Source organism: Mesorhizobium sp. M0598, assembly GCF_040320865.1.
Classification (GTDB): domain Bacteria; phylum Pseudomonadota; class Alphaproteobacteria; order Rhizobiales; family Rhizobiaceae; genus Mesorhizobium.
This window is the reverse complement of record NZ_JAMYQL010000003.1, coordinates 172,565-196,061: the sequence shown is the minus strand read 5'-3', so window position 1 is coordinate 196,061 and position 23,497 is coordinate 172,565. Positions and strand designations below refer to the sequence as shown.

22 protein-coding genes are annotated in these 23,497 nt (G+C 62.9%); 13 read left to right on the top strand and 9 right to left on the bottom strand.

What is annotated here, in order from left to right; all coding sequences use genetic code 11:
* Positions 1-60 precede the first annotated feature (60 nt).
* From NKI59_RS05865 to NKI59_RS05805, 13 genes are all read left to right on the top strand, one after another.
* A complete protein-coding gene (locus NKI59_RS05865) occupies positions 61-1,431 on the top strand; it encodes a glutamine synthetase family protein (protein WP_352702941.1) in 1,371 nt (456 codons plus the stop codon).
* Between the two features lie 63 nt (positions 1,432-1,494).
* Complete coding sequence (locus NKI59_RS05860; RefSeq protein ID WP_352682532.1) at positions 1,495-1,938, top strand: helix-turn-helix domain-containing protein; 444 nt, start codon at positions 1,495-1,497, stop codon at positions 1,936-1,938.
* Positions 1,922-2,347 (top strand): type II toxin-antitoxin system VapC family toxin, encoded by a 426-nt coding sequence (locus NKI59_RS05855; RefSeq protein ID WP_352702937.1) that lies wholly within the window; start codon positions 1,922-1,924, stop codon positions 2,345-2,347. Before NKI59_RS05860 ends, NKI59_RS05855 begins: the two co-directional genes overlap by 17 nt.
* A complete protein-coding gene (locus tag NKI59_RS05850) occupies positions 2,310-3,746 on the top strand; it encodes an aldehyde dehydrogenase family protein (protein ID WP_352702935.1) in 1,437 nt (478 codons plus the stop codon). Before NKI59_RS05855 ends, NKI59_RS05850 begins: the two co-directional genes overlap by 38 nt.
* 42 nt (positions 3,747-3,788) lie before the next feature.
* A complete protein-coding gene (locus tag NKI59_RS05845; protein WP_352702932.1) occupies positions 3,789-4,274 on the top strand; it encodes a DUF2569 domain-containing protein in 486 nt (161 codons plus the stop codon).
* 38 nt (positions 4,275-4,312) lie between these two features.
* Positions 4,313-5,485 (top strand): iron-containing alcohol dehydrogenase, encoded by a 1,173-nt coding sequence (locus tag NKI59_RS05840; RefSeq protein WP_352702930.1) that lies wholly within the window; start codon positions 4,313-4,315, stop codon positions 5,483-5,485.
* 242 nt (positions 5,486-5,727) lie between these two features.
* Positions 5,728-6,834: an ABC transporter substrate-binding protein gene (locus NKI59_RS05835; protein ID WP_352506366.1), complete on the top strand. Its 1,107-nt coding sequence runs from the start codon at positions 5,728-5,730 to the stop codon at positions 6,832-6,834.
* Positions 6,835-6,898: 64 nt separating this feature from the next.
* Positions 6,899-7,813, top strand: a complete 915-nt coding sequence (locus NKI59_RS05830) for an ABC transporter permease (protein ID WP_023675356.1) — start codon at positions 6,899-6,901, stop codon at positions 7,811-7,813.
* A complete protein-coding gene (locus NKI59_RS05825) occupies positions 7,810-8,601 on the top strand; it encodes an ABC transporter permease (protein WP_023675357.1) in 792 nt (263 codons plus the stop codon). The genes NKI59_RS05830 and NKI59_RS05825 overlap by 4 nt, the downstream gene beginning before the upstream one ends.
* Positions 8,602-8,624: 23 nt before the next feature.
* The gene (locus NKI59_RS05820) at positions 8,625-9,689 is read left to right on the top strand and encodes an ABC transporter ATP-binding protein (RefSeq protein ID WP_352702928.1); all 1,065 of its coding nucleotides are present in this window, start codon (positions 8,625-8,627) and stop codon (positions 9,687-9,689) included.
* A gap of 169 nt (positions 9,690-9,858) precedes the next feature.
* Complete coding sequence (locus NKI59_RS05815; protein ID WP_352568165.1) at positions 9,859-11,409, top strand: cation:proton antiporter; 1,551 nt, start codon at positions 9,859-9,861, stop codon at positions 11,407-11,409.
* An 89-nt stretch (positions 11,410-11,498) separates the two neighbouring features.
* Positions 11,499-12,413 (top strand): endonuclease/exonuclease/phosphatase family protein, encoded by a 915-nt coding sequence (locus NKI59_RS05810; protein ID WP_352702926.1) that lies wholly within the window; start codon positions 11,499-11,501, stop codon positions 12,411-12,413.
* 7 nt (positions 12,414-12,420) lie between these two features.
* Complete coding sequence (locus tag NKI59_RS05805; RefSeq protein WP_023675361.1) at positions 12,421-13,266, top strand: EamA family transporter; 846 nt, start codon at positions 12,421-12,423, stop codon at positions 13,264-13,266.
* Here the strand turns inward: NKI59_RS05805 and NKI59_RS05800 are convergent, their stop codons facing one another.
* The 9 genes from NKI59_RS05800 to NKI59_RS05760 all read right to left on the bottom strand — a co-directional run bounded on the left by NKI59_RS05800 (position 13,267) and on the right by NKI59_RS05760 (position 23,496).
* Positions 13,267-13,578, bottom strand: coding sequence for a Dabb family protein (locus tag NKI59_RS05800; protein ID WP_352448247.1), 312 nt, complete (start codon positions 13,576-13,578; stop codon positions 13,267-13,269).
* A gap of 10 nt (positions 13,579-13,588) precedes the next feature.
* The gene (locus NKI59_RS05795; protein WP_352702923.1) at positions 13,589-15,217 is read right to left on the bottom strand and encodes a GMC family oxidoreductase; all 1,629 of its coding nucleotides are present in this window, start codon (positions 15,215-15,217) and stop codon (positions 13,589-13,591) included.
* Between the two features lie 12 nt (positions 15,218-15,229).
* A complete protein-coding gene (locus NKI59_RS05790) occupies positions 15,230-15,991 on the bottom strand; it encodes a 3-ketoacyl-ACP reductase (protein ID WP_352702921.1) in 762 nt (253 codons plus the stop codon).
* Positions 15,988-17,502: a GMC oxidoreductase gene (locus NKI59_RS05785; protein WP_352702919.1), complete on the bottom strand. Its 1,515-nt coding sequence runs from the start codon at positions 17,500-17,502 to the stop codon at positions 15,988-15,990. The genes NKI59_RS05790 and NKI59_RS05785 overlap by 4 nt, the downstream gene beginning before the upstream one ends.
* Positions 17,503-17,507: 5 nt before the next feature.
* Positions 17,508-18,623 (bottom strand): ABC transporter ATP-binding protein, encoded by a 1,116-nt coding sequence (locus NKI59_RS05780; protein WP_023675366.1) that lies wholly within the window; start codon positions 18,621-18,623, stop codon positions 17,508-17,510.
* Positions 18,624-18,627: 4 nt separating this feature from the next.
* The gene (locus tag NKI59_RS05775) at positions 18,628-19,572 is read right to left on the bottom strand and encodes a carbohydrate ABC transporter permease (RefSeq protein WP_023675367.1); all 945 of its coding nucleotides are present in this window, start codon (positions 19,570-19,572) and stop codon (positions 18,628-18,630) included.
* Positions 19,569-20,528 carry a carbohydrate ABC transporter permease gene (locus NKI59_RS05770; protein ID WP_023675368.1) on the bottom strand — a complete coding sequence of 320 codons (960 nt, stop codon included), beginning with the start codon at positions 20,526-20,528 and terminating at the stop codon, positions 19,569-19,571. Before NKI59_RS05770 ends, NKI59_RS05775 begins: the two co-directional genes overlap by 4 nt.
* A 143-nt stretch (positions 20,529-20,671) precedes the next feature.
* Positions 20,672-21,925 (bottom strand): ABC transporter substrate-binding protein, encoded by a 1,254-nt coding sequence (locus NKI59_RS05765; protein ID WP_031194023.1) that lies wholly within the window; start codon positions 21,923-21,925, stop codon positions 20,672-20,674.
* A gap of 59 nt (positions 21,926-21,984) precedes the next feature.
* Positions 21,985-23,496, bottom strand: a complete 1,512-nt coding sequence (locus NKI59_RS05760; RefSeq protein ID WP_352702917.1) for an aldehyde dehydrogenase family protein — start codon at positions 23,494-23,496, stop codon at positions 21,985-21,987.
* Position 23,497 lies beyond the last annotated feature (1 nt).

Sequence of the window (23,497 nt, the reverse complement as noted above, 5' to 3'; positions counted from 1 at the left end):
GTTTTCGTTTCCTTTTCAAAGTGACAAGCCCGAAACGACAAGCGCTGGAGTGCCAAAGGAATGGCCGGAAATTTCTCGTTCGATCAGTTGAAGCAAGCGGTCTCCAGCGGCGAGGTCGACACGGTGCTGGCCTGCATCGTCGATATGCAGGGGCGGCTCGCGGGAAAGCGGTTCCTGGCCCGTTATTTCGTCGATTCCGCGCATGACGAGACGCATGGCTGCAACTATCTCTTGGCGGCAGACATCGATATGGAACCGGTGCCCGGCTACAAGGCGGCGAGCTGGTCGAAGGGTTATGGCGATTTCGTCATGAAGCCGGACCTTGCGACGCTGCGGCGCGTTCCGTGGCTGGAAAAGACGGCGCTGGTGATCTGCGACGTGCTCGACCACCATACCCATGACGACCTGGCGCATTCGCCGCGCGCCATGCTGAAGAAGCAGGTCAAGCGGCTGCAGGATCGCGGCTATATCGGCTATTTCGCTTCCGAGCTCGAATTCTATCTGTTCAGCGAAACCTACGATTCCGCCCGCAAGAAGCACTGGCAGGGCCTCGAGACGGCATCGCCCTATATCGGCGACTACCAGATCGGCATCACCACCAAGGAAGAAGGCGTCATGCGCCGGCTGCGCAACGAGATGGAGGCGGCCGGCATCCCGATCGAGAATTCGAAGGGCGAGTGGGGGCCAGGCCAGGAAGAGATCAATGTCCGCTACGCCGAGGCGCTCGACATGGCCGACCGCCACGTCATCCTGAAGAACGGCGCCAAGGAAATCGCCGAGTCCGAAGGCAAGGCGATCTCGTTCATGGCCAAGTACAATTACGGGCTCGCCGGCAATTCCAGCCACATCCATAATTCGTTGTGGAGCGCCGACGGCAAGACGCCGTTGTTCTACGACAAAAATGCCGAGTGGACGCTGTCGACGCTCGGCCAGCAATGGGCGGCCGGCCAGCTCAAATATGCCAAGGAATTCACCTGGTTCCTGGCGCCCTACATCAACTCCTACAAGCGCTTCCAGGCCGGCACGTTCGCGCCGACCAAGATCATGTGGAGCGAAGACAACCGCACTGCCGGCTTCCGTCTTTGCGGCGAAGGCTCCAAGGGCATCCGCATGGAATGCCGCATCGGCGGCGCCGATTTGAACCCCTATCTGGCTTTCGCCGCGCTGATCGCGGCCGGGCTTGCCGGCATCGATGAAAAGCTTGAACTGCAGAAGCCCTTCGTCGGTGATGCCTACCAGGCCTCGCAGCTGCCTGAAATTCCAAAGACATTGCGCGACGCCACCGCGACGCTGGCGGAATCGAAAATGCTGAGGCAGGCGCTCGGCGACGATGTGCTGGAACATTACGTCCACACGGCACACTGGGAACAGTTGGAGTACGACCGCCGGATTACGGACTGGGAACTGCACAGGGGGTTCGAGCGGTATTGACGGCGTTGCGCTTTACGCAATATTGTTGCGGGTATCGCACCAGCAACACGCAGGAGGCAGCGTTTGCCCAAAGGTAGAGCCCATGTCGACAAGGCGTGGTTCATGAGTCGAATGAACGAGCGCAAGCTCACGGTACGCAGCATGGCCGGCCGCATGAACATACACTACAGCGCCTTGTCGCGGACACTGAACGGTGAGCGGCGTATGCAGGTCGACGAGATACGCAAGATCGCTGAAATTCTCGACCGGCAGGAGAGCGAGATATTGGTGCACCTCGGAAGTTCCAATCATGCGGCGAGGCCGTCGGAGCCTGATCGCCGGTCTGGTTTCAAGGAGGGGCAAGTGGATTTCGTGGACGACATGAACGGCAACAAGGAAGAGTACATCGTGCCGCCTCGGGGTGCCGATCCGTTGTTTGGATGCATGGCCGGGACGCTCACCCTGCTTCCGGACGTCGACTATACCGCGCCCGCCGATCCGGATTGGGGCAATGTCTATGACGAGTGAGGGGGTTCTGCTCGACACATGCTTCATGCTGTTGCTGTCAACGGAGCAGCCGGTCACGAGGGCTGCGGTCGAGAAGGTGACCAGCGCACGCAAAAATGGCAGCGTGATCGCCGTTTCCGTGATGTCCGCCTGGGAAATCGGCATGCTTGTAGCCAAGGGCCGGTTGCCATTCATCAAGTCACCGCTCGCATGGTTCGAACGGTTCGTGCAGACCGGGGCAGCGAGCGTCGAGGGGATCGACAGTGAGCTTTTGGTCGAGTCTTCGTTCCTGCCCGGCGTCGTTCACAACGATCCAACGGATCGGATCATCATAGCCACGGCGCGCTCGAAAAACCTCGAGATCATCACCCGCGATCGCGCAATCCTTGCCTATGGCGCGGCCGGCTTCGTCAAAACAGTGCCTTGTTGATTTGGAGACCTCTTTGGAAACCGTGAAGATAAAATCCCCCGTCGACGGTTCGATCTATGCCGAACGGCCTCTTGCCATCGACCAGGCGATCGGTGCCGCGGTCGAACGTGCCAAGGCGGCGCAGGAGAAGTGGGCTGAGACGCCGGTCGTCGAGCGCGGCAAGTACATGCTTGCCATGCTGGAAGCGCTGGTCGCCATGACCGACGAGATCGTGCCGGAGATCGCCTGGCAGATGGGCCGGCCGGTGCGCTATGGCGGCGAGTTCGGCGGCGTCAGGGAACGCGTCAGCTACATGGTCGAGATCGCCGAGGCGGCCTTGAAGCCGGTCATGGCCTCCAACCCGAAGGACGGCTTTCGGCGCTATGTGAAGAAGATGCCGCTCGGCGTCGTCATGGTGATCGCGCCGTGGAACTATCCCTATCTCACCGCCGTCAACACCATCGTCCCGGCGCTGATGGCGGGCAGCGCCGTCATCCTCAAGCATGCGGCACAGACATTGTTGGTCGGCGAACGGTTTCAGCAGGCGTTTGATAAGGCCGGCCTGCCCAAGGGCCTGTTCCAGAACCTCGTCCTGAACCACGCGCAGACTGAAAGGCTGCTCGGCTCCGGCAAGATCGACCATGTCAACTTCACCGGCTCGGTCGCCGGCGGCCGCGCCATCGAAAAGGCGGCGGCGGGCACCTTCATGACGCTCGGCCTCGAACTCGGCGGCAAGGATCCGGCCTATGTGCTGCCGGACGCAAAGATGGACCATGCCGTTGCCAATCTGGTCGACGGCGCCTTCTACAATTCCGGCCAGTGCTGCTGCGGCATCGAGCGCGTCTATGTCCACGAGAAGGTCTACGATGAATTCGTCGAGGGCTTCATCGCCGAGACCAGGAACTACGTCGTCGGCAATCCGCTCGACCAGGCGACCACCATGGGGCCGATGGCGCAGGCGCGCTTCGCCGACCTGATCCGCGAGCAGAAGGCCGAGGCGTTGCGCAAGGGCGCCAGGGCACACATCAATATGAAGGTGGCCAACGACAGGCAAGGTTCCCCCTATCTGGCGCCGGAAGTGCTGACCCAGGTCGACCACCAGATGAGCGTCATGCGCGAGGAAAGCTTTGGCCCGATCGTCGGCATCATGAAGGTGCGCAACGACGAGGAAGCGATCGCGCTGATGAACGACAGCCCCTATGGGCTGACGGCCTCGATCTGGACGCGCGACATTGAGCATGCGGCGGCGATCGGCGATCGTGTCGAGACCGGCACGGTGTTCATGAACCGCTGCGACTATCTCGATCCGGCGCTGGTCTGGACCGGCGTCAAGCACACCGGCAAGGGCGCGGCATTGTCGGCCATCGGCTACGACAATCTGACCAGGCCGAAATCATACCATTTGCGCGAGGTGATCTAAGGTGCCGATCGACAAGCATGCGATCGCTGTTGAGGGGGAGTAGTGGCGGATACACAACAATCGGCTTTGCCAGATGGTGAGGATCCCGAGGGTATCGGCGGATGGCTTGTCCTGCCGATGCTCGGGTTGATGCTCACGCCGATACTGGGGTTGGTACAACTGCACAATACCGACTATCTCGGCTTCGACTGGCAGACCTTCAGTTTTTCTCAAGGTGCGCTGCTCGTTGCCGAACTGGTGACAGCAGGCGTTCTAAGCCTTACAGCCCCGGTCCTGTTATTGTTCTTCATGTTCAAGCGCTGGGAGATATTCCCGGGCTGGTACATGATTTGGGCAGTCGCGATGCCGGTATATGCCATCCTCGACCCATGGGCCGCGCATCTGGTTTTTCGCGAGAGCTTTCCAACCTTGGCTGATGCGTTCGACAGAGAAACGATGCGCGGAATTTACCGCTCCGTCTGGGCCGCAGCCATCTGGATTCCGTACATGATGCGGTCAGACCGTGTGGCCAATACCTTTGTGAACTAATGACATCCGAGAGCACGAAAGCAGTCAAGAAGGTCGAAATGACAAAACTCGTTTCCAAATGGAATTACCCGACGACCGTCCGCTTCGGCGCCGGACGCATCAAGGAGCTGCCGGAGGTGCTGGCGGCGACCGGCATCAAGCGGCCGCTGTTCGTCACCGATCCGGGACTGGCCAGGCTGCCGGTGGTGGCCTCGACGCTGAAGATCCTCGACGACGCCAAGGTGCCGTATGGCGTATTTTCCGAGGTCAAGCCGAACCCGGTGGATTCCAACCTGACCGCCGGCATTGCCGTGTTCAAGAAGGGCAAGCATGACGGCGTCATTGCCTTTGGCGGCGGCTCGGCGCTCGATCTCGGCAAGCTGATCGCCTTCCAAGCCGGGCAGACACGGCCGGTCTGGGATTTCGAGGATGTCGGCGACTGGTGGACGCGCGCCGATGCCGATGCGATCGCGCCGATCATCGCCGTGCCGACCACGGCCGGCACCGGCTCGGAAGTCGGCCGCGCCGGCGTCATCACCAATGAAGCGACCCATACCAAGAAGGTCATCTTCCATCCAAAGCTTTTGCCGGCGATCGTCATTGCCGATCCGGAACTGTCGGTCGGCATGCCGGGCTTCATCACCGCCGGCAGCGGCATGGATGCGCTGGCCCATTGCCTCGAAGCCTATTGCGCGCCGGGCTATCACCCGATGGCCGACGGCATCGCCGTGGAAGGCATAAGGCTGGTCTTCGAAAACCTGCCGAAAGCCTATGCCAACGGCAAGGATCTGGTCGCCCGCGCCAACATGATGAGCGCCGCCGCCATGGGAGCGGCCGCCTTCCAGAAAGGGCTTGGCGCCATCCATTCGCTGTCGCATCCCATCGGCGCGCTCTACGACACCCACCACGGCATGACCAACGCCGTGTTCATGCCCTATGTGCTGGCCTTCAACCGCGAGGCGATCGAGCCGCGCATAGCCCGGCTCGCCGCCTATTGCGGCATCAAGGGCGGCTTCGACGGTTTTGCCAAGGCGATCATCAAGCTGCGCAAGGAGCTCAAGGTGCCGCATGCGCTGCCCAGCCTGATCAAGGGGCTCGACATGGACAAGAGACGCAAGGGCCTGATCGCCGACATGGCGGTGGTCGATCCGACCGCCGGCGGCAACCCGGTCAAGCTGACCAAAAAGGCGGCGCTGACGCTGCTCGAAAACGCCATCGCCGGCACCGTCTGAGACAATTTTCGCATCGGAAATCGACTTGGGAAAAGAGGCAAAGGAAAGGGGGAAAGATGAAAGGCAAGATCGAAACTAGTTAGCCGGAAAAAGAATCGCGAAGCGATTGCTACAGCCGGTTAAAAAGAGTTTACTTTTTCATACTGCGGGGCATCGCTTTCACAAAGCTTTCATCTGGCTGTCACACGAAAACGATACCGCATCGCAGGCGTCCAACGGCGTCAGTTCAACGGAGAGAACACATGTTCAAATTCACGGGAAAACTGCTTTCCCTTTCGGCCGTCGCCCTGATGGCGACCTCTGCCATCTCGTCGGCCCAGTCCATGGATGAACTGGTCGCCGCAGCCAAGGCTGAAGGCCAGCTCACCACCATCGCGCTGCCGCATGACTGGTGCGGCTACGGCGCGGTCATCGACGGCTTCAAGGCAAAATATCCTGGGATCACCGTCAACGAGCTCAACCCCGATGCCGGCTCCGGCGACGAGGTCGAGGCGATCAAGGCCAACAAGGACAACAAGGGCCCGCAGGCGCCCGACGTCATCGACGTCGGCCTGAGCTTCGGTCCGACCGCAAAGAAGGATGGCCTGATCCAGGCTTATAAAGTATCAACCTGGGACTCGATCCCGGACAGCGCCAAAGATGCCGATGGCTTCTGGACCGGCGACTATTACGGCGTGCTTTCGTTTCTGGTGAACAAGGACCTGGTCAAGGAAGCGCCGGCAGACTGGGCCGACTTGCTGAAGCCGGAATTCGCCAATACCGTGGCGCTCGCCGGTGACCCGCGTGCTTCGAACCAGGCCATCCAGGCAGTCTATGCCGCCGGCCTTTCCGGCGGTGCGGCTGCCGGCGAAGCCGCCGGCACGGCTGGTCTCGACTTCTTCAAGAAGCTCAACGCCGCCGGCAATTTCGTGCCGGTCATCGGCAAGCCCGCGACACTTGCCCAAGGCCAGACGCCAATCCTGGTGACCTGGGATTATAACGCGCTTGCCGGCCGTGATACGCTGAAGGGCAATCCGCCGGTCGACGTCGTCGTGCCGAAGACCGGTGTCGTCGCCGGCGTCTATGTTCAGGCGATTAGTGCTTACGCGCCGCACCCGAATGCGGCCAAGCTATGGCTGGAATATCTCTATTCTGACGAAGGCCAGATCGGCTGGCTGAAGGGCTATTGTCACCCGATCCGCTTCAACGACCTCGCCAAGAATGGCAAGCTCCCGGCTGACGTGATGGCCAAGCTGCCGCCGGCCGAGTCCTATGCAGCCGCGGTGTTCCCGACGCTCGACGAGCAGGGCAAGGCCAAGGAAGCCATCACCAAGAACTGGGATGCCGTCGTCGGCGCCAACGTCAAGTAAGACTTGAGATCAGCCGGGCGGCGTAGATCGCCGCCCGGCATACCTCCAGGACGGTAGCCGGCGCATGACCGATATCTCGTTGTCCGATCACGCTGTTGCCGGGAAGACCGCGCCTCCTGCCGACGCCCGCAGCATGAGGCTGCCGACGCAATGGCTTGGCGTTGCGCCTTTCTTCATCTTCGCCATCATGTTCCTGATCCTGCCCACGCTCTATCTGATGCTGGGCGCATTCCGGAACGATGCCGGCGAATTCACTTTCGAAAACATAGCGGCCTTGGCGCAGCCGTCGATCGTTGCCGCCTACTGGATCTCAATCAAGGTCAGCCTCGCCTCGTCGCTGATCGGTGCTTTCGCGGGGCTTGCCATTGCCATCGCCATCGTGCGCGGCGGGCTGCCGGAGTGGATACGCTCGGCGACACTGACCTTTTCCGGCGTGGCCTCCAATTTTGCCGGCGTGCCGCTGGCCTTCGCCTTTCTCGCGACGCTCGGCCGGCTCGGGCTCGCCACGGTGCTGCTCAACGTCTTGGTCGGCTTCAACATTTATGCCCATGGTTTCAACATCCTGTCGTTCTGGGGCCTGACGCTGACCTATGTCTATTTCCAGATCCCGCTGATGGTGGTGATCATCGTGCCGGCGATCGATGGGCTGAAGAAGGAATGGGGCGAAGCGGCGGCAACGCTTGGCGCGACCCAGGCGCAGTTCTGGCGCATGGTCGTCATTCCGGTGATCTGGCCAAGTTTCCTCGGCACTGTCATCCTCTTGTTCGCCAACGCCTTCGGTGCCATCGCCACCGCTTACGCTCTGACCGGCTCCTCGCTTAACATCGTCCCTATCCTGCTCTACGCGCAGATCCGCGGTGACGTGCTGCACAATGCCCATCTCGGCTACGCCATCGCCTTCGGCATGATCGTCATCACCGGGCTGGCCAATGTCTTCTACATCTGGTTCCGGACGCGCTCTGAGAGGTGGCTCAAATGAAGTCCGGCAGATTCTGGGCCTGGATCGTCTTCGCGCTGGGCGCGGCCTATTTCTTCATTCCGCTGATCGCGACCGTGGAATTCTCCATGCGCATGCGGCGCGGCGCGTATTCCTTCGATGCCTATCAGGTCGTGCTCGGCGATCCCCGCTTCCAGGCGACCTTCATCTATTCGGTGGTCGCCGCCATCTTCACCATCGTCCTTGGCGTGCTGGTGGTGGTGCCGGCGGCGTACTGGATTCGTCTGCGGCTGCCGCAGCTAAGGCCCGTCGTCGAGTTCATCACGCTGTTGCCGCTGGTCATCCCGGCCATCGTTATCGTCTTCGGCTACATCAGAATGTACGGGTCGAACTCACCGCTGCCGTTCCTGGCCAGCGAGACAGGAGCCAATGCCTTGCTGGTCATCGGTTATGCGACACTCGCGCTGCCCTATATGTATCGCGCCGTCGACACCGGGCTTCGCACAATCGACGTGCGGACACTGACTGAGGCGGCGCAGATCCTCGGCGCCGGCTGGGGCACGATCATCACCCGGGTCATCCTGCCCAACGTGCTGATCGCGGTGCTGTCGGGCGCCTTCCTGACCTTCGCCATCGTCATCGGTGAATTCACCATGGCCAGCCTGCTCAACCGGCCTGCCTTCGGACCCTATCTGCAGAACGTCGGCGCCAATCGCGCCTACGAGCCGGCGGCGCTTGCCATCATCGCCTTCGCCATCACCTGGGGCTGCATGTCGCTGATCCAGATCCTGTCGCGCTTCGCGCCGCGATCGGCGAACCGCCCAAACTGATCGAAAAGCCGAAAGAAAAAGCCATGGCCGAGCCATTCCTCTCAATCCAGCATGTGCAGAAATCCTTCGGCGCCGCCATTGTGGTGCAGGATTTCAACCTCGACGTCGAGCCGGGCGAATTCGTCTCCTTCCTTGGCCCCTCGGGCTGCGGCAAGACGACGGTGCTGCGCATGGTCGCCGGTTTCGAAGACCCATCCGCCGGCAAGATCGTCGTGGCCGGCAAGGACATCACCCGGCTCAAGCCCAACCAGCGCAACATCGGCATGGTGTTCCAGGCATATGCGCTGTTTCCGAACCTCACCGTGGCGCAGAATATCGGCTTCGGGCTGAAGGTCGCCGGTATGCCGAAGGCCGATGCCGACAGGCGCGTTGCCGAGATGCTCGACATCATCAAGCTGCCGCAGATGGGCGACCGCTATCCCTACCAACTGTCCGGCGGCCAGCAGCAGCGCATCGCGCTGGCGCGGGCGATTGCGCCCAAGCCGAAACTGCTGCTGCTCGACGAGCCGCTGTCGGCGCTCGACGCCAAGGTGCGCGTGTCGCTGCGTGAGGAAATCCGCTCGATCCAGAAGAAGCTCGGCATCACCACCATCTTCGTTACCCACGACCAGGAAGAGGCACTGTCGATCTCCGACCGCATTGCCGTCATGTATGGCGGCAAGGCCGAGCAGGTCGGCACGCCGTTCGAGATCTACAACCGGCCGGCAACCAAATTCGTCGCCAATTTCGTCGGCACGCTGAACGTGCTCGAAGGCACGGTCACCGACGCCGCTTCGGGCAAGGTGCGCGTCAACTCGCAAGAGGTCTCGCTCAAGGGCAAGCTCAACGGCTCGAAATCCGGCGACACGCTGTCGCTGGCGTTGCGGCCCGAGGCGATCTCGCTCGGCCGACACCCCGGCCGCGATTCCAGCCTTTCGGGCGAAATCGCCGAGGTGCATTTCCTCGGCTCGGTCATCCGGGTTCGCGTCGGCATCGGCGGCAGCACGGTCTCGCTCGACACGTTCAACAGTCCGGCCACACCGCCGCCGGCCGTCGGCGAAAAGGCCGAGATTTCGTTCTCGTCGGGCGACATGCTGGTGCTGCATTAGGAGAAGAGTGAATGGTGAATAGTGAATAGTGAATAGTAAGAATGCGCTTTACGCGCCGAAATTCCTCTGCACCCAGCCATTCACCATTCACCATTCACCATTCACGAGCAGCCAAAGCCGTCGCCGTTTTTGCAGTGCCAATCGCCCGGCTTCACCGCTACGATAAGGCATGGCGCTTTTTGAACTCACCCTTGTCCTGCTTCTCATCGCGGTCGCCCTGACCGCGCTGTCGCGGCGTCTGCAGATTCCCTATCCGTCATTGCTGGCGCTGGCCGGCGCCGGCATCGCCTTCCTGCCGTTTGCCCCGACCATCGAGATCGACCCGGAGCTGGCGCTCGCTCTGTTCATCGCGCCGGTTCTGCTCGACGCGGCCTATGACACGTCGCTGCGCGATCTCAACCGCTACAAGGTTTCGCTCATCCTGCTGGCCCTTGGCGCCGTCATCTTCACCACCGTGACGGTCGCGCTGGTCGGCTGGACGATGGCAGGCCTGCCCATTGCCGCGGCCATAGCGCTCGGCGCGATCGTAGCGCCGCCCGATGCGGTGGCGGCGGCGGCCGTGCTCGGACAGTTCAAGGTGCCGCACCGCATCACCGCCATCCTGGAAGGCGAGAGCCTTCTCAACGACGCCACGGCGCTGCTGATCTACAGGATGTCGGTTTCCGCAGCCGCCGGCTCCATCCTGTTGAGCAGTGCCGTTCCAATGATCCTGCTGTCGACGGTCGGCAGCCTTGCCGCAGGCTATGTGCTCGGCCGGTTGTCTCTCGCCATACTCGGCCGCATCGACGACCCGGCGAGCGGCACCGTGGTGCAATTCGCCTCAACCTTCGGCGTCTGGATCCTGGCCGATAGGATAGGGCTTTCCGCCATCATCACGATCGTCGTCTATGCCATGACGATCGCACGTACATCGCCGCGCCGCATGCCGGCAAGGAATCGTGTCAGCTCCTACTCGGTCTGGGAGACGGCGGTGTTCGTGCTCAACGTGCTGGCCTTCGTTCTGATGGGCCTGCAAGCGCGGTCGATCGTCGGCCGACTTGCCGAGCAAGGGCAAAGCGAGGCCTTCGTCTTTGCCCTGGCTGTGCTGGCCGTCGTCATCGTATCGCGGCTCGTCTGGGTGCTGGGCTGCGGCGCGATCCTCAGAGCGCTGGCACGTCTGGGTGACGAGGACAGGCAAAAAGACGCGCCGACATTTCGCGGCGGCGTGCTTATCGGCTGGTGCGGCATGCGCGGCCTGGTGACGCTTGCGGCAGCCTTCGCCTTGCCGGCCGACTTTCCGGGCCGTGATCCGATCGTGCTCGCCGCTTTCACGGTCGTGCTCGGCACATTGGTGCTGCAAGGCGTCAGCCTGAAACCGTTGCTGCTTCTGCTCAATCTCGACCTCGACCGGACGGTCGACCGGGAGGTGGCGCAGGCGCGCGTCGCCATCATGCAGGCGGCGCTGGACGTGCTCAGCGGCAAGACATCGAGCGCGGCCGGGGCGGTGCGAGAGCAATATGCCGCCCAGCGCGCCATCGCCGAAAACCCGGAGGATGCCCAGGCGGCGACCGAGTATGACAGATTGCGTCTTTACGCCATCAAGAGCCAGCGCGATGCGCTGGAGCGTTTGCGCATCGACGGGACGATCGGCGACGAAGCCTACCACCGCCTTGAGGAAGAAATCGACTGGTCGGAACTGGCAGCATCCCCGCCCGGTCGGTTCCAGCCGCTGACCACTTAGCATCTGGCCCAAGCTCCCTCCGCCCGGCTGCACATTGCAAGGCTGTCAGCGAACGGCTACTGCCAGCAGGAAACTGAGCCGGATAAGCAATGAAGCTGGTCAGCTATAACATCCAGTACGGCTTCGGCAGCGATGGCCGCTACGACCTGGCGCGTTGCGCCAACGTCGTGGCCGGCGCCGATATCGTCGCCTTGCAGGAGGTGGAACGGCACTGGTTGCGCAGCAACGAGGACGACCAGCCGGAACTTCTTTCGCAATTGCTGCCCGACTATCATTGGGTCTACGGGCCGGCCTTCGACGTGGATGCCAGCCACCGGCGTGAAGGCCGCATCGTCAACCGGCGGCGGCAATTCGGCACCATGGTTCTGTCGAAGCTTCCGATCGTCTGGTCGCGGCTGCATACGCTGCCGCTCAGGCGCACGCTGCGGCCGCTCAACACCCGCAATGCCGCACTCGAATGCATGATCCGCACCCCTGCCGGTCCGGTGCGGGTGCTGTCGTTGCATCTGGCGCATATCGCGGCCGAGGAGCGGCTGGAGCAGATCGACTATTTGCTCGCCGAGCATCGCCGCGCGCCGTCCGAGGGCGGCCCATGGAGCGGCGCCGACGACGAGCCGGCGCGCAACTGGAGCAATGGCGAACAGGAGCCAGAAAACCCCGTAGCGGCTTTCTGGTTGGGCGACTTCAACATGGAGCCGGATAGCGCCGAGTACCGGCGCATTGTCGGCAGCGCGCCCTATCATCGCGGTGCCGCCTATCTCGACGGTTTTGTCGATCCCACCGCCGTCGCAATGGAACCGACAGCGGATTTCCACACCCATGTGAAGACTATCGATGGCAGGCTGGCAAAGCGCCGGCTCGACCATTGCTTCGTCGGCGGCATGTTTGCCGGGCGCGTGCGCTCGGTCAGCGCCGATATCGGCCAAATCGCTTCCGACCATTTTCCGCTCTGGGTCGATATCGACCTGGAGACGCCGATCGTCATCGGGACGGGCGGCGGATGAACCGCCGATGAGCCTGTTTGTCTTTTTCGCGGTGCTCGCCGCCGCTTCCATGCATGCGATCTGGAACGCGCTGGTCAAGGTCCATCTCGACCGTTTCCTGTCGATCACACTGATGACGCTCGGCATGGGTGCCGCTGCGCTGGTGACGTTGCCTTTCGTCGAGGTGCCGAAGCCGGAAGTGTGGCCATACATCCTCGCCTCGGTTGTCTTCCACATGGGCTACAGGACGTTCCTGATCGGCGCCTACAAGGCCGGCGATTTCGCCCAGACCTATCCGCTGGCGCGCGGCACCGCGCCATTGCTGGCCGCTTTGGGGGGCGTTGTGGTGGTTGCCGAGATGCCGGCGCCGCTCGCCATTCTCGGCATCCTCTTGTTGTCGGCGGGCACGCTGGTGCTGTCGTTTCGCGGCGGCGCGCATCTGGAGAAATTAAACCTGCGCGCCGTCGGCTTCGCGCTGGGCACATCGATCTTCATCGCCAGCTACACGCTGTCGGATGGCAGCGGCGCGCGGCTGGCCGCCACCGCGTCGAGTTATGCCGCCTGGCTGTTCGTCTGCGATGCGCTGTGGGCGCTGGTGCTATGCGTCGTCTTTCGCGGCCCACAGGCGCTGCCGGTGCTGGCGCGCGACTGGAAGGCCGGAATCTATACCGGCGTGCTCAGCGGCGGCGCCTACTGGATCGTGATGTGGGCGATGACCAAGGCGCCGATCGCCTCGGTGGCGTCGCTGCGCGAAACATCGATCCTGTTCGCCATGATGATCTCGGTGTTCGCGCTCGGCGAGAAGATGACGGCATGGCGAGGTGCCGCGGTGCTTAGCATCGTTGCCGGCGTCGTTGCGCTGAGAATGGGATAGTCACGCGATCTCCAGATCAAACACCATCAGCCCGTCGGTGCCGCCTTCGAGCGCCGCGACCAGTTTTGCGCCGGCTCGCTGATGCGCTTCATGCTCCAGATAGGCATCGCGTGCCGCAGCGTCGCGAAAGTCGATGGTGAAGCCGTGCGTGAAGCCGCGGGCGAAGGGTTCAGGGCTGGTATTGGCGCTGAATTCGACCTTGCCCATGCCGTCGATCACCGCCCGCAACGCTTCGAGATCGGCATGGATTGCCGCGCGCTCGGCGTCGGCGACATCGTTGCGAAATCTGACGAAGACACAGTGCCTGATCATTCTTTGTCCCTCATGCCGCTCGGTTGGTGGAAAACACCGCCGGCGGCAGCGGCTCGCGGCCAAGGATCAGATCGGCGCCTTTTTCGCCAATCATGATCGTCGGGGCATTGGTGTTGGAGGAGGGGATGCGCGGCATCACCGAGGCGTCGCAGACGCGCAGGCCCTCGATCCCGCGCAGCCTGAGATCTGGCGTTACCACGCTCATCGCATCGTAGCCCATGCGGCAGGTGCCGACCGGGTGGTGGTCGGTCTTGGAACTGCGGCAGGCGTAGTCGAACAGCTCGTCGCCGCTCTGCAGGTCGGGTCCCGGCAGTACCTCGCGCAGCACATAGGGGGCCAGCGCCTTCTGCCGCATGATCTCGCGCGCCAGCCTCAACCCCTTGATCGACATGTCGCGGTCATAGGGATCGGACCAATAATTCGGATCGATCAGCGGGCGGTCGGCGGGATCGGCACTGTTCAGCCGCACGGTGCCGCGCGAGCGCGGGCGCAGGAAGGCCGAGTTCAGTGTCACGCCCGGATTGTTCAGCTTCTCGACGCCGGCCTCGATGCCGGAGCCGAGGCCGAGATGCAATTGGATATCGGGAGAGGCGGCGGTTGGATCGGCGTACCAGAAGCCGCCGGTCTCGAACAGGCTGGAGGCTACTGGGCCTTTCTTCAGGAGCAGATACTGCAGGCCGGCCCAAGCCGTCCAGTGCAGCTTGGCGTAGTTGTCGTAGGTGTGATCGCCGGTGCATTCGGCGATGACGAACAGGTCGAGATGATCCTGCAGGTTGGAGCCGACGCCGGGCAGATCGTGCACCGGTGTCACGCCGACCGCCTTCAGATGGTCGGCCGGGCCGATGCCCGACTGCAGCAAAAGCTTCGGCGAGCCGATGGCGCCGGACGAGACGATCACCTCGCGCTCGGCGCGCAGGATCGTTGGCTGGCCGCCCGGCCTGTCGACGATCTCGACGCCGACGGCGCGGCCCTTGTCGACGACGATGCGTGTCACCAGAACGCCGGTCCTGACGGTGAGATTCTTTCGCTCGCGGATCGGCCGGAGATAGGCGACAGAGGCGGAGGAGCGCTTCGCGTCCTTCTGCGTCAGCTGATAGTAACCGACGCCCTCCTGGGCTACCCCGTTGAAGTCGGGATTGAAGGGGATGCCCATCTCCTGTCCGGCACGGAAATAGGCCTCGCAGATCGGCAGCGGCGCGATCGGGTTCGACACGCCGAGCGGGCCCTGGTCGCCGTGGAAATCGTTGGCATAACGCTGGTTGTTCTCCGCGCGCTTGAAATAGGGCAGCACGTCGCGATAGCCCCAGCCGGCAAGGCCTTCTTCCTTCTCCCAGGCGTCGTAGTCGCGGGCGTTGCCGCGCGTGTAGATCTGGGCGTTGATCGAAGAGCCGCCACCGATCACCTTGGCCTGAGTGTATCGGAAGACGCGGTCGTTCATGTGCTTTTGCGGCACTGTCGACCAGCCCCAGGCGGCGATACCCTTAGTCATCTTGGCAAAACCGGCCGGCATGTGGATCAGCGGATGCCAGTCCTTGCCGCCGGCTTCGAGCAGCAGCACCTGATGCGACGGATCTTCACTCAACCGGTTGGCGAGTACGCACCCGGCCGGGCCGGCGCCGACGATTATGTAGTCGGTCATGGCGTCACCTGTTCATAGCCTCGGCACCGACAGCGCGCCGTCGACATTGATGACCGAGCCGGTCGAAAAGCCGAACTTGCCACCGGCGAGTGCTGCCACGGCGGCACCGATATCTTCGCTCTCGCCCCAGCGCATCGCCGGCACCAGCCCGCCGTCGATCAGCCCGTCATATTTGGCGGTCACACCCGCGGTCATGTCGGTGCGGATGATGCCCGGGCGCACCTCGAACACGGCGATGTTTTCGGTGGCAAGCCGCAGCGCCAGGTTCTTCACCCACATCGAAAGCCCAGCCTTGGAGATGCAGTAATCGGAACGTTCCGGCGAGGCCATGGCGGCGCTGACCGAGGTGATGGTGATGATCGATCTCGCACCATCGCTTGGCAGGCCGAGCATCGCTTTGGCGACGGCCTGGCTGAGGAATACGGTGCCGCGCAGATTGATGCCGAGCACCCGGTCGAAATTTTCGGGCTTGAGCTCGAGCAGATCGCCGCGCAGGACGGCGCCGATGCCGGCATTGTTGACCAGGCAGTCGATGCGACCGAAGGCGCTTGTCGCGGCATCGATCAGCGCTGCATGGCCGTCGAGGTCGGCGATGTCGCAACTGACATAGGCGAACTTCGCGCCGCGCCCGGTGATGTCGGCGGCGAGCCCGTCGGCGGCTTCGTCGGCAAGGTCTGAGAGGAGGATGTCGAAGCCTGCGTCGGCCAGCGCCTCGGCGCAGGCAAGGCCGATGCCGCGCGCGCCGCCGGTGACGATCGCTGCCGGGCGGGTCATGTTGCAAGCTCCGTCTTGCGGATATGATCGGCGACGCGCAGCGCCTGTGCGGCGATCGACAGCGCCGGATTGACGGCGGCCGAATTCGGCAGGAAGCCGGCATCGACGACGAACAAATTGCTGTGGTCGAAGGAGCGGCAGAACGGATCCAGCGGCGAGGTCGCCGGATCGTTGCCCATCTTCACCGTGCCGCACTGATGTGAGGGCGTGCGCCTGTCAAACGGACGCGACAGGACGATCGGATAGCCGCAGGCGCGGAAATTCTCGCGCATCACCTTGGTCAGTCCGTCGAGCGACTGCATGTTCGAGCGCCGCCACTGCATGACGATGTCCTTGCCGTCGATCATGATGCGGCTCTCGGGATCGGGCAGGTCCTCGCACATCAGATACCAGTCGACGGCGTGGCCGGCCATGAAATCCAGCGCGAATTTGGGCGCGCGCCTGACATTGGCCTTGAGGATGTTGCCGTCGATCTTGCCGAGGAGCTGGACATTGCCGAGCGGCTTGCCACCCTTGCCGTCGGACAGATAATAATCGTTCAGCATCAGCGTCTTCTGGTAGACGGATTTGTTCCGGCGGCGTGGATCGATCGCCAGCATGGCGCTCGAATTGTGGTTCATGAAGTTGCGGCCGACTTGGTCGGAGCGGTTGGCCAGGCCTTTGCCGCCGCCTCTGCCCTGAGGGGTGGGCGAGCGCAGCAGGATGGCGGCAGAATTGACTGCGCCGGCCGATAGGATGACCAGCTTCGGCGCGACTTTCTTCAGCGTACCGTTCTGTCGATAATGGACGGCGATGATCGTCCTCGCATCCGGCGATGCCTCGAGATATTCGACATGAGCGCCGGTCTCGAGCTTGATGTTCTGGTCGGCAAGGGCGGCGGTCAGCGGCCCCGTTTGGGCGTCGACCTTGCCGACGCCGGTGTTGGGAAACGCGTCCCACGGCGTGCTGCCGTCTTTCAGCCAGGCTTCGATGTCGACGCCGAGCGGCAGCGATGCCGGGTGCAGGCCCAGGCTCCTAAGCTCGGCGCGCGCACGCGCGATCGGCGGCTCGTCGGGTACCGGCCCGAAAGGGTAGGGCATCGAGTGGAACGGCTCGGTCGGGTCTTCACCGAGTTCACCGCGCACGCGGAAAAGTTGCTCGGCCCTGGAATACCAGGGCTCGAATTCCTCGTAGGAAAACGGCCAGGCCGGCGAGACGCCGCCATAGTGCTCCATCTCCGAAAAGTCTTCCCTGCGGTAGCGGATCAGCACCGCGCCGTAGAATTTCGAATTGCCGCCGACATAGTAGTAATTGCCCGGGTTGAACGGCGCTCCGCCGGCCTCGAGCCACATCTCCTTCGGCCGATAGTGGCCATCGACGAAGATTGCGCGGGTGTCGCGTGTGTGCGGCGTTGCTGGCAGTGGTTCGCCGCGCTCCAGCATCAGGATCGAGGCGCCACCGCCGGCAAGGCCGGAGGCGATCGTGGCGCCGCCGATGCCGGAGCCGATGATGACGATGTCGGGATTTGTCATGGCGGTCAGACGATGCGTTTCTCGGTCGCCGGATCGAAGAACACCGCCTTGGTCAGGTTGAAGGCGAGCGGCGTGACCGTGCCGGGCTGGATTTTGGCATCGGCGCGCAGCCGCGCCACCACCGCCTTGCCGCCGAGATTGGTGACCGCGAACGTATCCGAGCCGGCCGGCTCGATGACCTCGATGTGACAGTCGGCGCGGGCGATGTTCGAGGCGTTGCGTTCGGCACCCTCGGGATCGGTCAGTGCTTCCGGGCGAACGCCGAAGATGATCGGTTTTCCCTGGAATGCCGACAGGCCGGCCGGCGCATTGCCCAGCGGCAGCGAGATCGGCTGGCGCGCCTCGCGCTCCATGACGACGGAGAAGCCGCTGCCGTTGCTGCCGATCGTCGCCGGGATCAGATTCATCGCCGGCGAGCCCATGAAGTCGGCAACAAACAGGTTGACCGGATTGTTATAGATTTCGGCTGGCGTGCCGAACTGCTGCACCTCGCCGTCGCGCATCACCGCGATCTTGGTGGCCAGCGTCATCGCCTCGATCTGGTCGTGGGTGACGTAGACGATGGTGGTGCCGGTGGTGGCGTGCAGGCGCTTGATCTCGATGCGCATGTCGACACGCAGCTTGGCATCGAGATTGGACAAAGGCTCGTCGAACAGGAACAGCTTTGGATCGCGCACCAGCGCCCGGCCCATGGCGACGCGCTGGCGCTGGCCGCCGGAGAGCTGGCTTGGCTTGCGCTTCAGCAAATGGCCGATCTGCAGGACCTTCGCCACCTTGTCGATCGCCTTCTGGCGCTCGCCGGCCGGCACGCCGCGCATCTCCATGCCGAAGGCGATATTGCCGGCAACCGTCATATTCGGATAGAGCGCGTAGCTCTGGAAGACCATGGCGATGTCGCGCTTGGAGGGGTGGAGATCGTTGATCGTGCGTCCGTCGACGCGGATTTCCCCTTCGGTGATGGTTTCCAGGCCGGCAATAGTGTTGAGCAGCGTGGACTTGCCGCAACCGGAAGGCCCGACCAGCACGAGGAAGCCGCCCTTTTCCAGGTCGAGGTCGATGCCTTTCAGGATCTCGACCGCTCCGAAACGCTTCTTCAGCCCGTCAATTTCCAGAAAAGCCATGCGATTATCCTTTGACGGCGCCGGCCATCAGGCCGCGCACGAAATAGCGGCCGGCGAGCACGTAGACGAGGAGCGTCGGCAGCGCGGCGATCATCGCCGCCGCCATGTTGACGTTGTATTCGACGACGCCGGTCGAGGTGTTGACGACATTGTTCAGCGCCACTGTCATCGGCATCACGTCGCCTGAGCCGGCATAGGCGGAAGCGAAGAGGAAGTCGTTCCAGATGTTGGTGAACTGGTAGATCACCGTCACCACGATGATCGGCAGCGAGTTGGGCAGCATGATGCGCCGGAAGATCTGGAAGAAGCTGGCGCCGTCGATCTGCGCCGCCTTCACCAGCTCGTTCGGAAACGCTTCGTAATAATTGCGGAAGAACAGGGTGGTGAAGCCGATGCCGTAGACGACGTGAACGAACACCAGGTTCACGGTCGGATTGCCGAAGCCGAAGGTGAGGCCGGTCGCGTTCTGCAGCTTGACGCCGAACCGGCCGAGGCTGCCGAGGATCGTTGCCATCGGCAAGAGGACGGACTGGAACGGAATGAAGCAGGCAAACAGCATCAGCCCGAACACCAGCGTCGCCCCGCGAAAGCGCCACTTCGTCAGCACATAGCCGTTGAGCGCGCCGAGCAGGGTCGAGATGATGACGGCCGGAACCACCATCTTGATCGAATTCCAGAAATAACCCTTCATGCCGACGCAGGTGAGACCCGAGCAAACCTCGCTCCACGCCCTTATCCAAGGTGCGAAGGTCGGCTCCTGCGGCAGCGCCAGCATGTTGCCGTTCTGGATTTCGTCCATGGTTTTGAACGAGGTCACCAGCATGACGAACAGCGGCATCAGATAGAACAGCGCGAACAGCGCCAGCAGCCCGTAGATGACAATACGGTTGACCGTCCTGGCGCTGATACCGCCAGTGCTCTGGCGAGCAGGAGTGGCCACGGCGCTCATCGCGGCTTCTCCCGAAGCTCGGAATAGAGATAGGGAACGATGATCGCGGTGATGGTCATCAGCATGATCACGGCGCTGGCCGAGCCGACGGCCATCTCGTTGCGCTTGAAAGTGTACTCATACATGAAGTTGGACGGCAGCCAGGCCGAACCGCCCGGCCCGCCGCTGGTCAGCGCGACCACCAGATCGTAGGATTTGATGGCGAGATGCGCGAGGACGATCAAGGCGGACAGGAAGATCGGCCGCAGCAGCGGGATGACGATGCGACGGTAGAGCTGGAAGGTGGTGGCGCCGTCGATCTGCGCCGCCTTCAGGATCTCGCCGTCGATGCCGCGCAGGCCGGCCAGGAACATCGCCATGATGAAGCCCGACGCCTGCCAGACGCCGGCGATGACCACCGTGTAGATGACGAAATCCTTGTTCTTGATCCAGTCGAAATGGAAGCTCGTCCAGCCCCATTGGTGCAGCGTCTGCTCGAGGCCGAGGCCGGGGTCCAGAAACCATTTCCAGGCAACGCCGGTGACGATGAACGACAGTGCCATCGGGTAGAGGTAGATCGGCCGCAGCACACCTTCGCCGCGGATCTTCTGGTCGAGCAGGATCGCCAGGAACAGGCCGAGCGCCAGGCAGATGGAAATATAGAGGAAGCCGAAAATCCCCATATTGGTGATCGACGTGTACCAGGAGGACGGCGGATCGCTTTCGAAAGTCCAGCGCCATAGCCGCTGATAGGCGCGTGGCCCGGTGATCGCATAGGAGGGAAAGGTCTTGGAATTGGTGAAGGACAGATAGATCGTCCACAGGATGAAGCCGTAGACGAAGACGATAGTGGCGGCGAAGCTCGGCGCCAGCACGAGCTTCGGCAGCGCGTCCTGAAGGCGCGAGCGCACCGTGGCGCCCGGACGGGCATCGTGCTCCGGCGTCAGCGTGATACTGGTTTCAGCAACTGTGCTCATCTGTCCATTCCGTATGGCGGGTCCGGAATTCTGCTGTCTCGGGCTCTGCGGCACGAAAGCGTGCCGGTCGGCGCAACCGCAAAACCTCGCCGCAGGGGATCTCCCCGGCTTGCGCCGGGGAGATCATTCGCATGGGCGGGTGCCTACTTGGCGTCTTCGATCGCGCTGACCAGTTGGGTCACGGCCTCGTCCGAGGTCTTGATCTGGCCGTGCACGAATTTCGAGACGACATCCTTGTAGGCGTTGGCAACCGCGGGTGGCGCGCCATAGCCCTGCGCCAGCGAACCGAACAGCGTGCCGCCTTCATTGGCGGCCTTCAGGTCGGCCATGCCCTTCTTGCCGCAAGCGTCGAAATCGGTGTCCGGCACGTCGGTGCGGGCCGGAACAGAGCCCTTGACGACGTTGAAGGCCGACTGGAAGCTCTTCGACAGCGTGGCGGTGGCCAGGGCGATCTGGGCGGCCTTGCGGTCCTCCGGAACGTTGAACATGCCAAACATGTCGGAGTTGTAGACGACGCTGCCGTCGGTGCCCGGGAAGCGGTAGCACAGGAAGTCGGTGCCCGGGACCTTCTTGGCGGCGTTGAATTCGCCCTTGGCCCAGTCACCCATCACCTGCACCAGCGCATCGCCCTTGATGACCATGGCGGTGGCGAGGTTCCAGTCCCGGCCCGAGAAGTTCGGGTCGACATAGGTGACGAGCTTGGCGAGATTGTCGAACGACTTCTTCATCGTGTCGGACTTCAGCGACTCCTCGTCGAGGTCGTTGAAGGCCTTCTTGTAGAACTCAGGCCCGCCGGTCGACAGCACGACTGAGTCGAACATTGTCGCTTCCTGCCAGTTCTGGCCGCCCAGCGCGAGCGGGATGACGCCCGCCGCCTTGGCTTTGTCCAGCAACGCAATGAAGTCGTCGAAGGTCTTGGGCTCGGTGCCGCCGATCTTGTCCATCACCGCCTTGTTGATCCATAGCCAGTTGACCGAGTGGACGTTGACCGGAGCCGCGACCCACTTGCCGTCATAGACGGAGAATTTCTGCAGGGCCGCGGGAACGGACTTGTCCCAGCCTTCCTTTATCGCCGTCTCGGTCAAGTCGCCCATGACGCCGGCTGCGGCGTAATCGAGCACGGTATAGCCAAGCATCTGCGAGGCGGTCGGGTAGTTGCCCGCTGCCACCATCGCCTTCAGCGCGGTCATGGCGGCGTCGCCGCCGCCGCCGGCCACCGGCACGTCCTTCCAGGCAAAGCCCTCCTTGGCCAGATCCTGCTTGAGCACGTTCAGAGCGGCAGCTTCGCCGCCCGACGTCCACCAATGCAGCATCTGGACTTCCTTGACGTCCTCGGCATGGGCCGCGAACGCAACGCCCGATGCGAGAGCCGTCCCGATAAGCAGTTTGCGCAACATGTACTTCCTCCCTTGTTGAACTTACACGACCGGCGGATGCCCACCGGGTTCTTCCCAACTCAGCCGACCCACCATCCGGTGCGCTGGCCGCGATGAAACTGGATTGTCTTTTCCTCGGTATAATCCTCGACGGCGCGCTTGCCGAGTTCGCGTCCGAGACCGGACTGCTTGTAGCCGCCGAAAGGCAGTTCGGGGTAACCCTCCATGAATGTGTTCACCCAAACGGTTCCCGAACGCACATTCCGCGCCACCGACATGCAGGTATCGATGCTGGCGCTCCACACGCCCGCCGATAGACCATAGGGCGTGTTGTTGGCGATGTGCAACGCCCTTTCAATCGATTCAAAAGTCAGCACCGAGAGCACCGGACCGAACACTTCCTCGCGTGCAATGGCCATGTCTTCGGTGACGTCGCGAACGATGGTCGGATCAAGATACTGGCCGGCGCTCGAAGCAAGCTGATTGCCGCCGCTACAGATCCGGCCGCCGCCGTTTTCCGCTGCCGTCACGTAGCCGGTGACCTTGGCCATATGGTCGGCGGAGATCATCGCGCCGACCTTGGTGCGGTCGTCGAGCGGGTCGCCGACAACCACCTTGGCGGTGAGGGCTTTGACGGCGCCGAGGAACTCGTCGGCGATCGCCTCATGGACGATCAGCCGGCTGCCGGCATTGCAGCATTCGCCGGCATTGAAGAAGCCGCCGAACACCGCCGCGTCGGCGGCGGCCTCGAGGTCGGCATCGGAAAAGACGATCTGGCCGTTCTTGCCGCCGAGCTCCATCGCGACTTTCTTCAGCGAGTTGGCGGCAGACGCCATGGTCATCTTGCCGACGCGGGTGGAGCCGGTGAACGACACCATCTCGACCAGCGGATGGCTGACCATCGGTGCGCCGACATCGGCGCCCAACCCGGCAAGGATGTTGACGACGCCGTCCGGCAAGCCGGCCTGCATCAGGATCTCGCCGAGCACAAAGGTCGAGGCCGAGGTCATCTCGCTCGGCTTGACCATCGCCGTGCAGCCGGCGGCGAGCGCGAAGGGTAGTTTCTGGCTGACGATAAGGAACGGGAAATTCCACGGCGTGATGATGGAGACGACGCCGATCGGTTCGCGCAACACGACGCCGAGCATGGCATCGCCGAGATTGGCGTAGCTTTCGCCGTGAAGCGTCCGCGCAAGTGCCGCGGCATAGCGCCAGATGTCGACGGCGCCGCCGATCTCGTCGCGCGCCTGCGCAATCGGCTTGCCGGATTCCAGCGCGTCGAGCCGGGCAATCTCGTCCAGCCGCGCCTCGATCAGGTCAGCAGCCTTGAGCAGGATCGTGGCGCGTTCGGCGGCCTTCATGCGCGGCCACGGGCCGGTCTCGAAGGCCTTGTGCGCGGCCTGAACTGCCGCCTCTACGTCCGCCGCGCCGGCCTGTGCATAGCGCGAGACGGTGAAGCCGTGGCCGGGGCTGCTGCGCTCGAGTGTGCGGCCGTCCTGGGCGTCGATGAACTTGCCGCCGATCAGCAGCCGGTAGCTTTTCGGCGCTGCGGCTGCCTCGGCGGGCATGGCGATGTTGAGGGATGCGTTCATG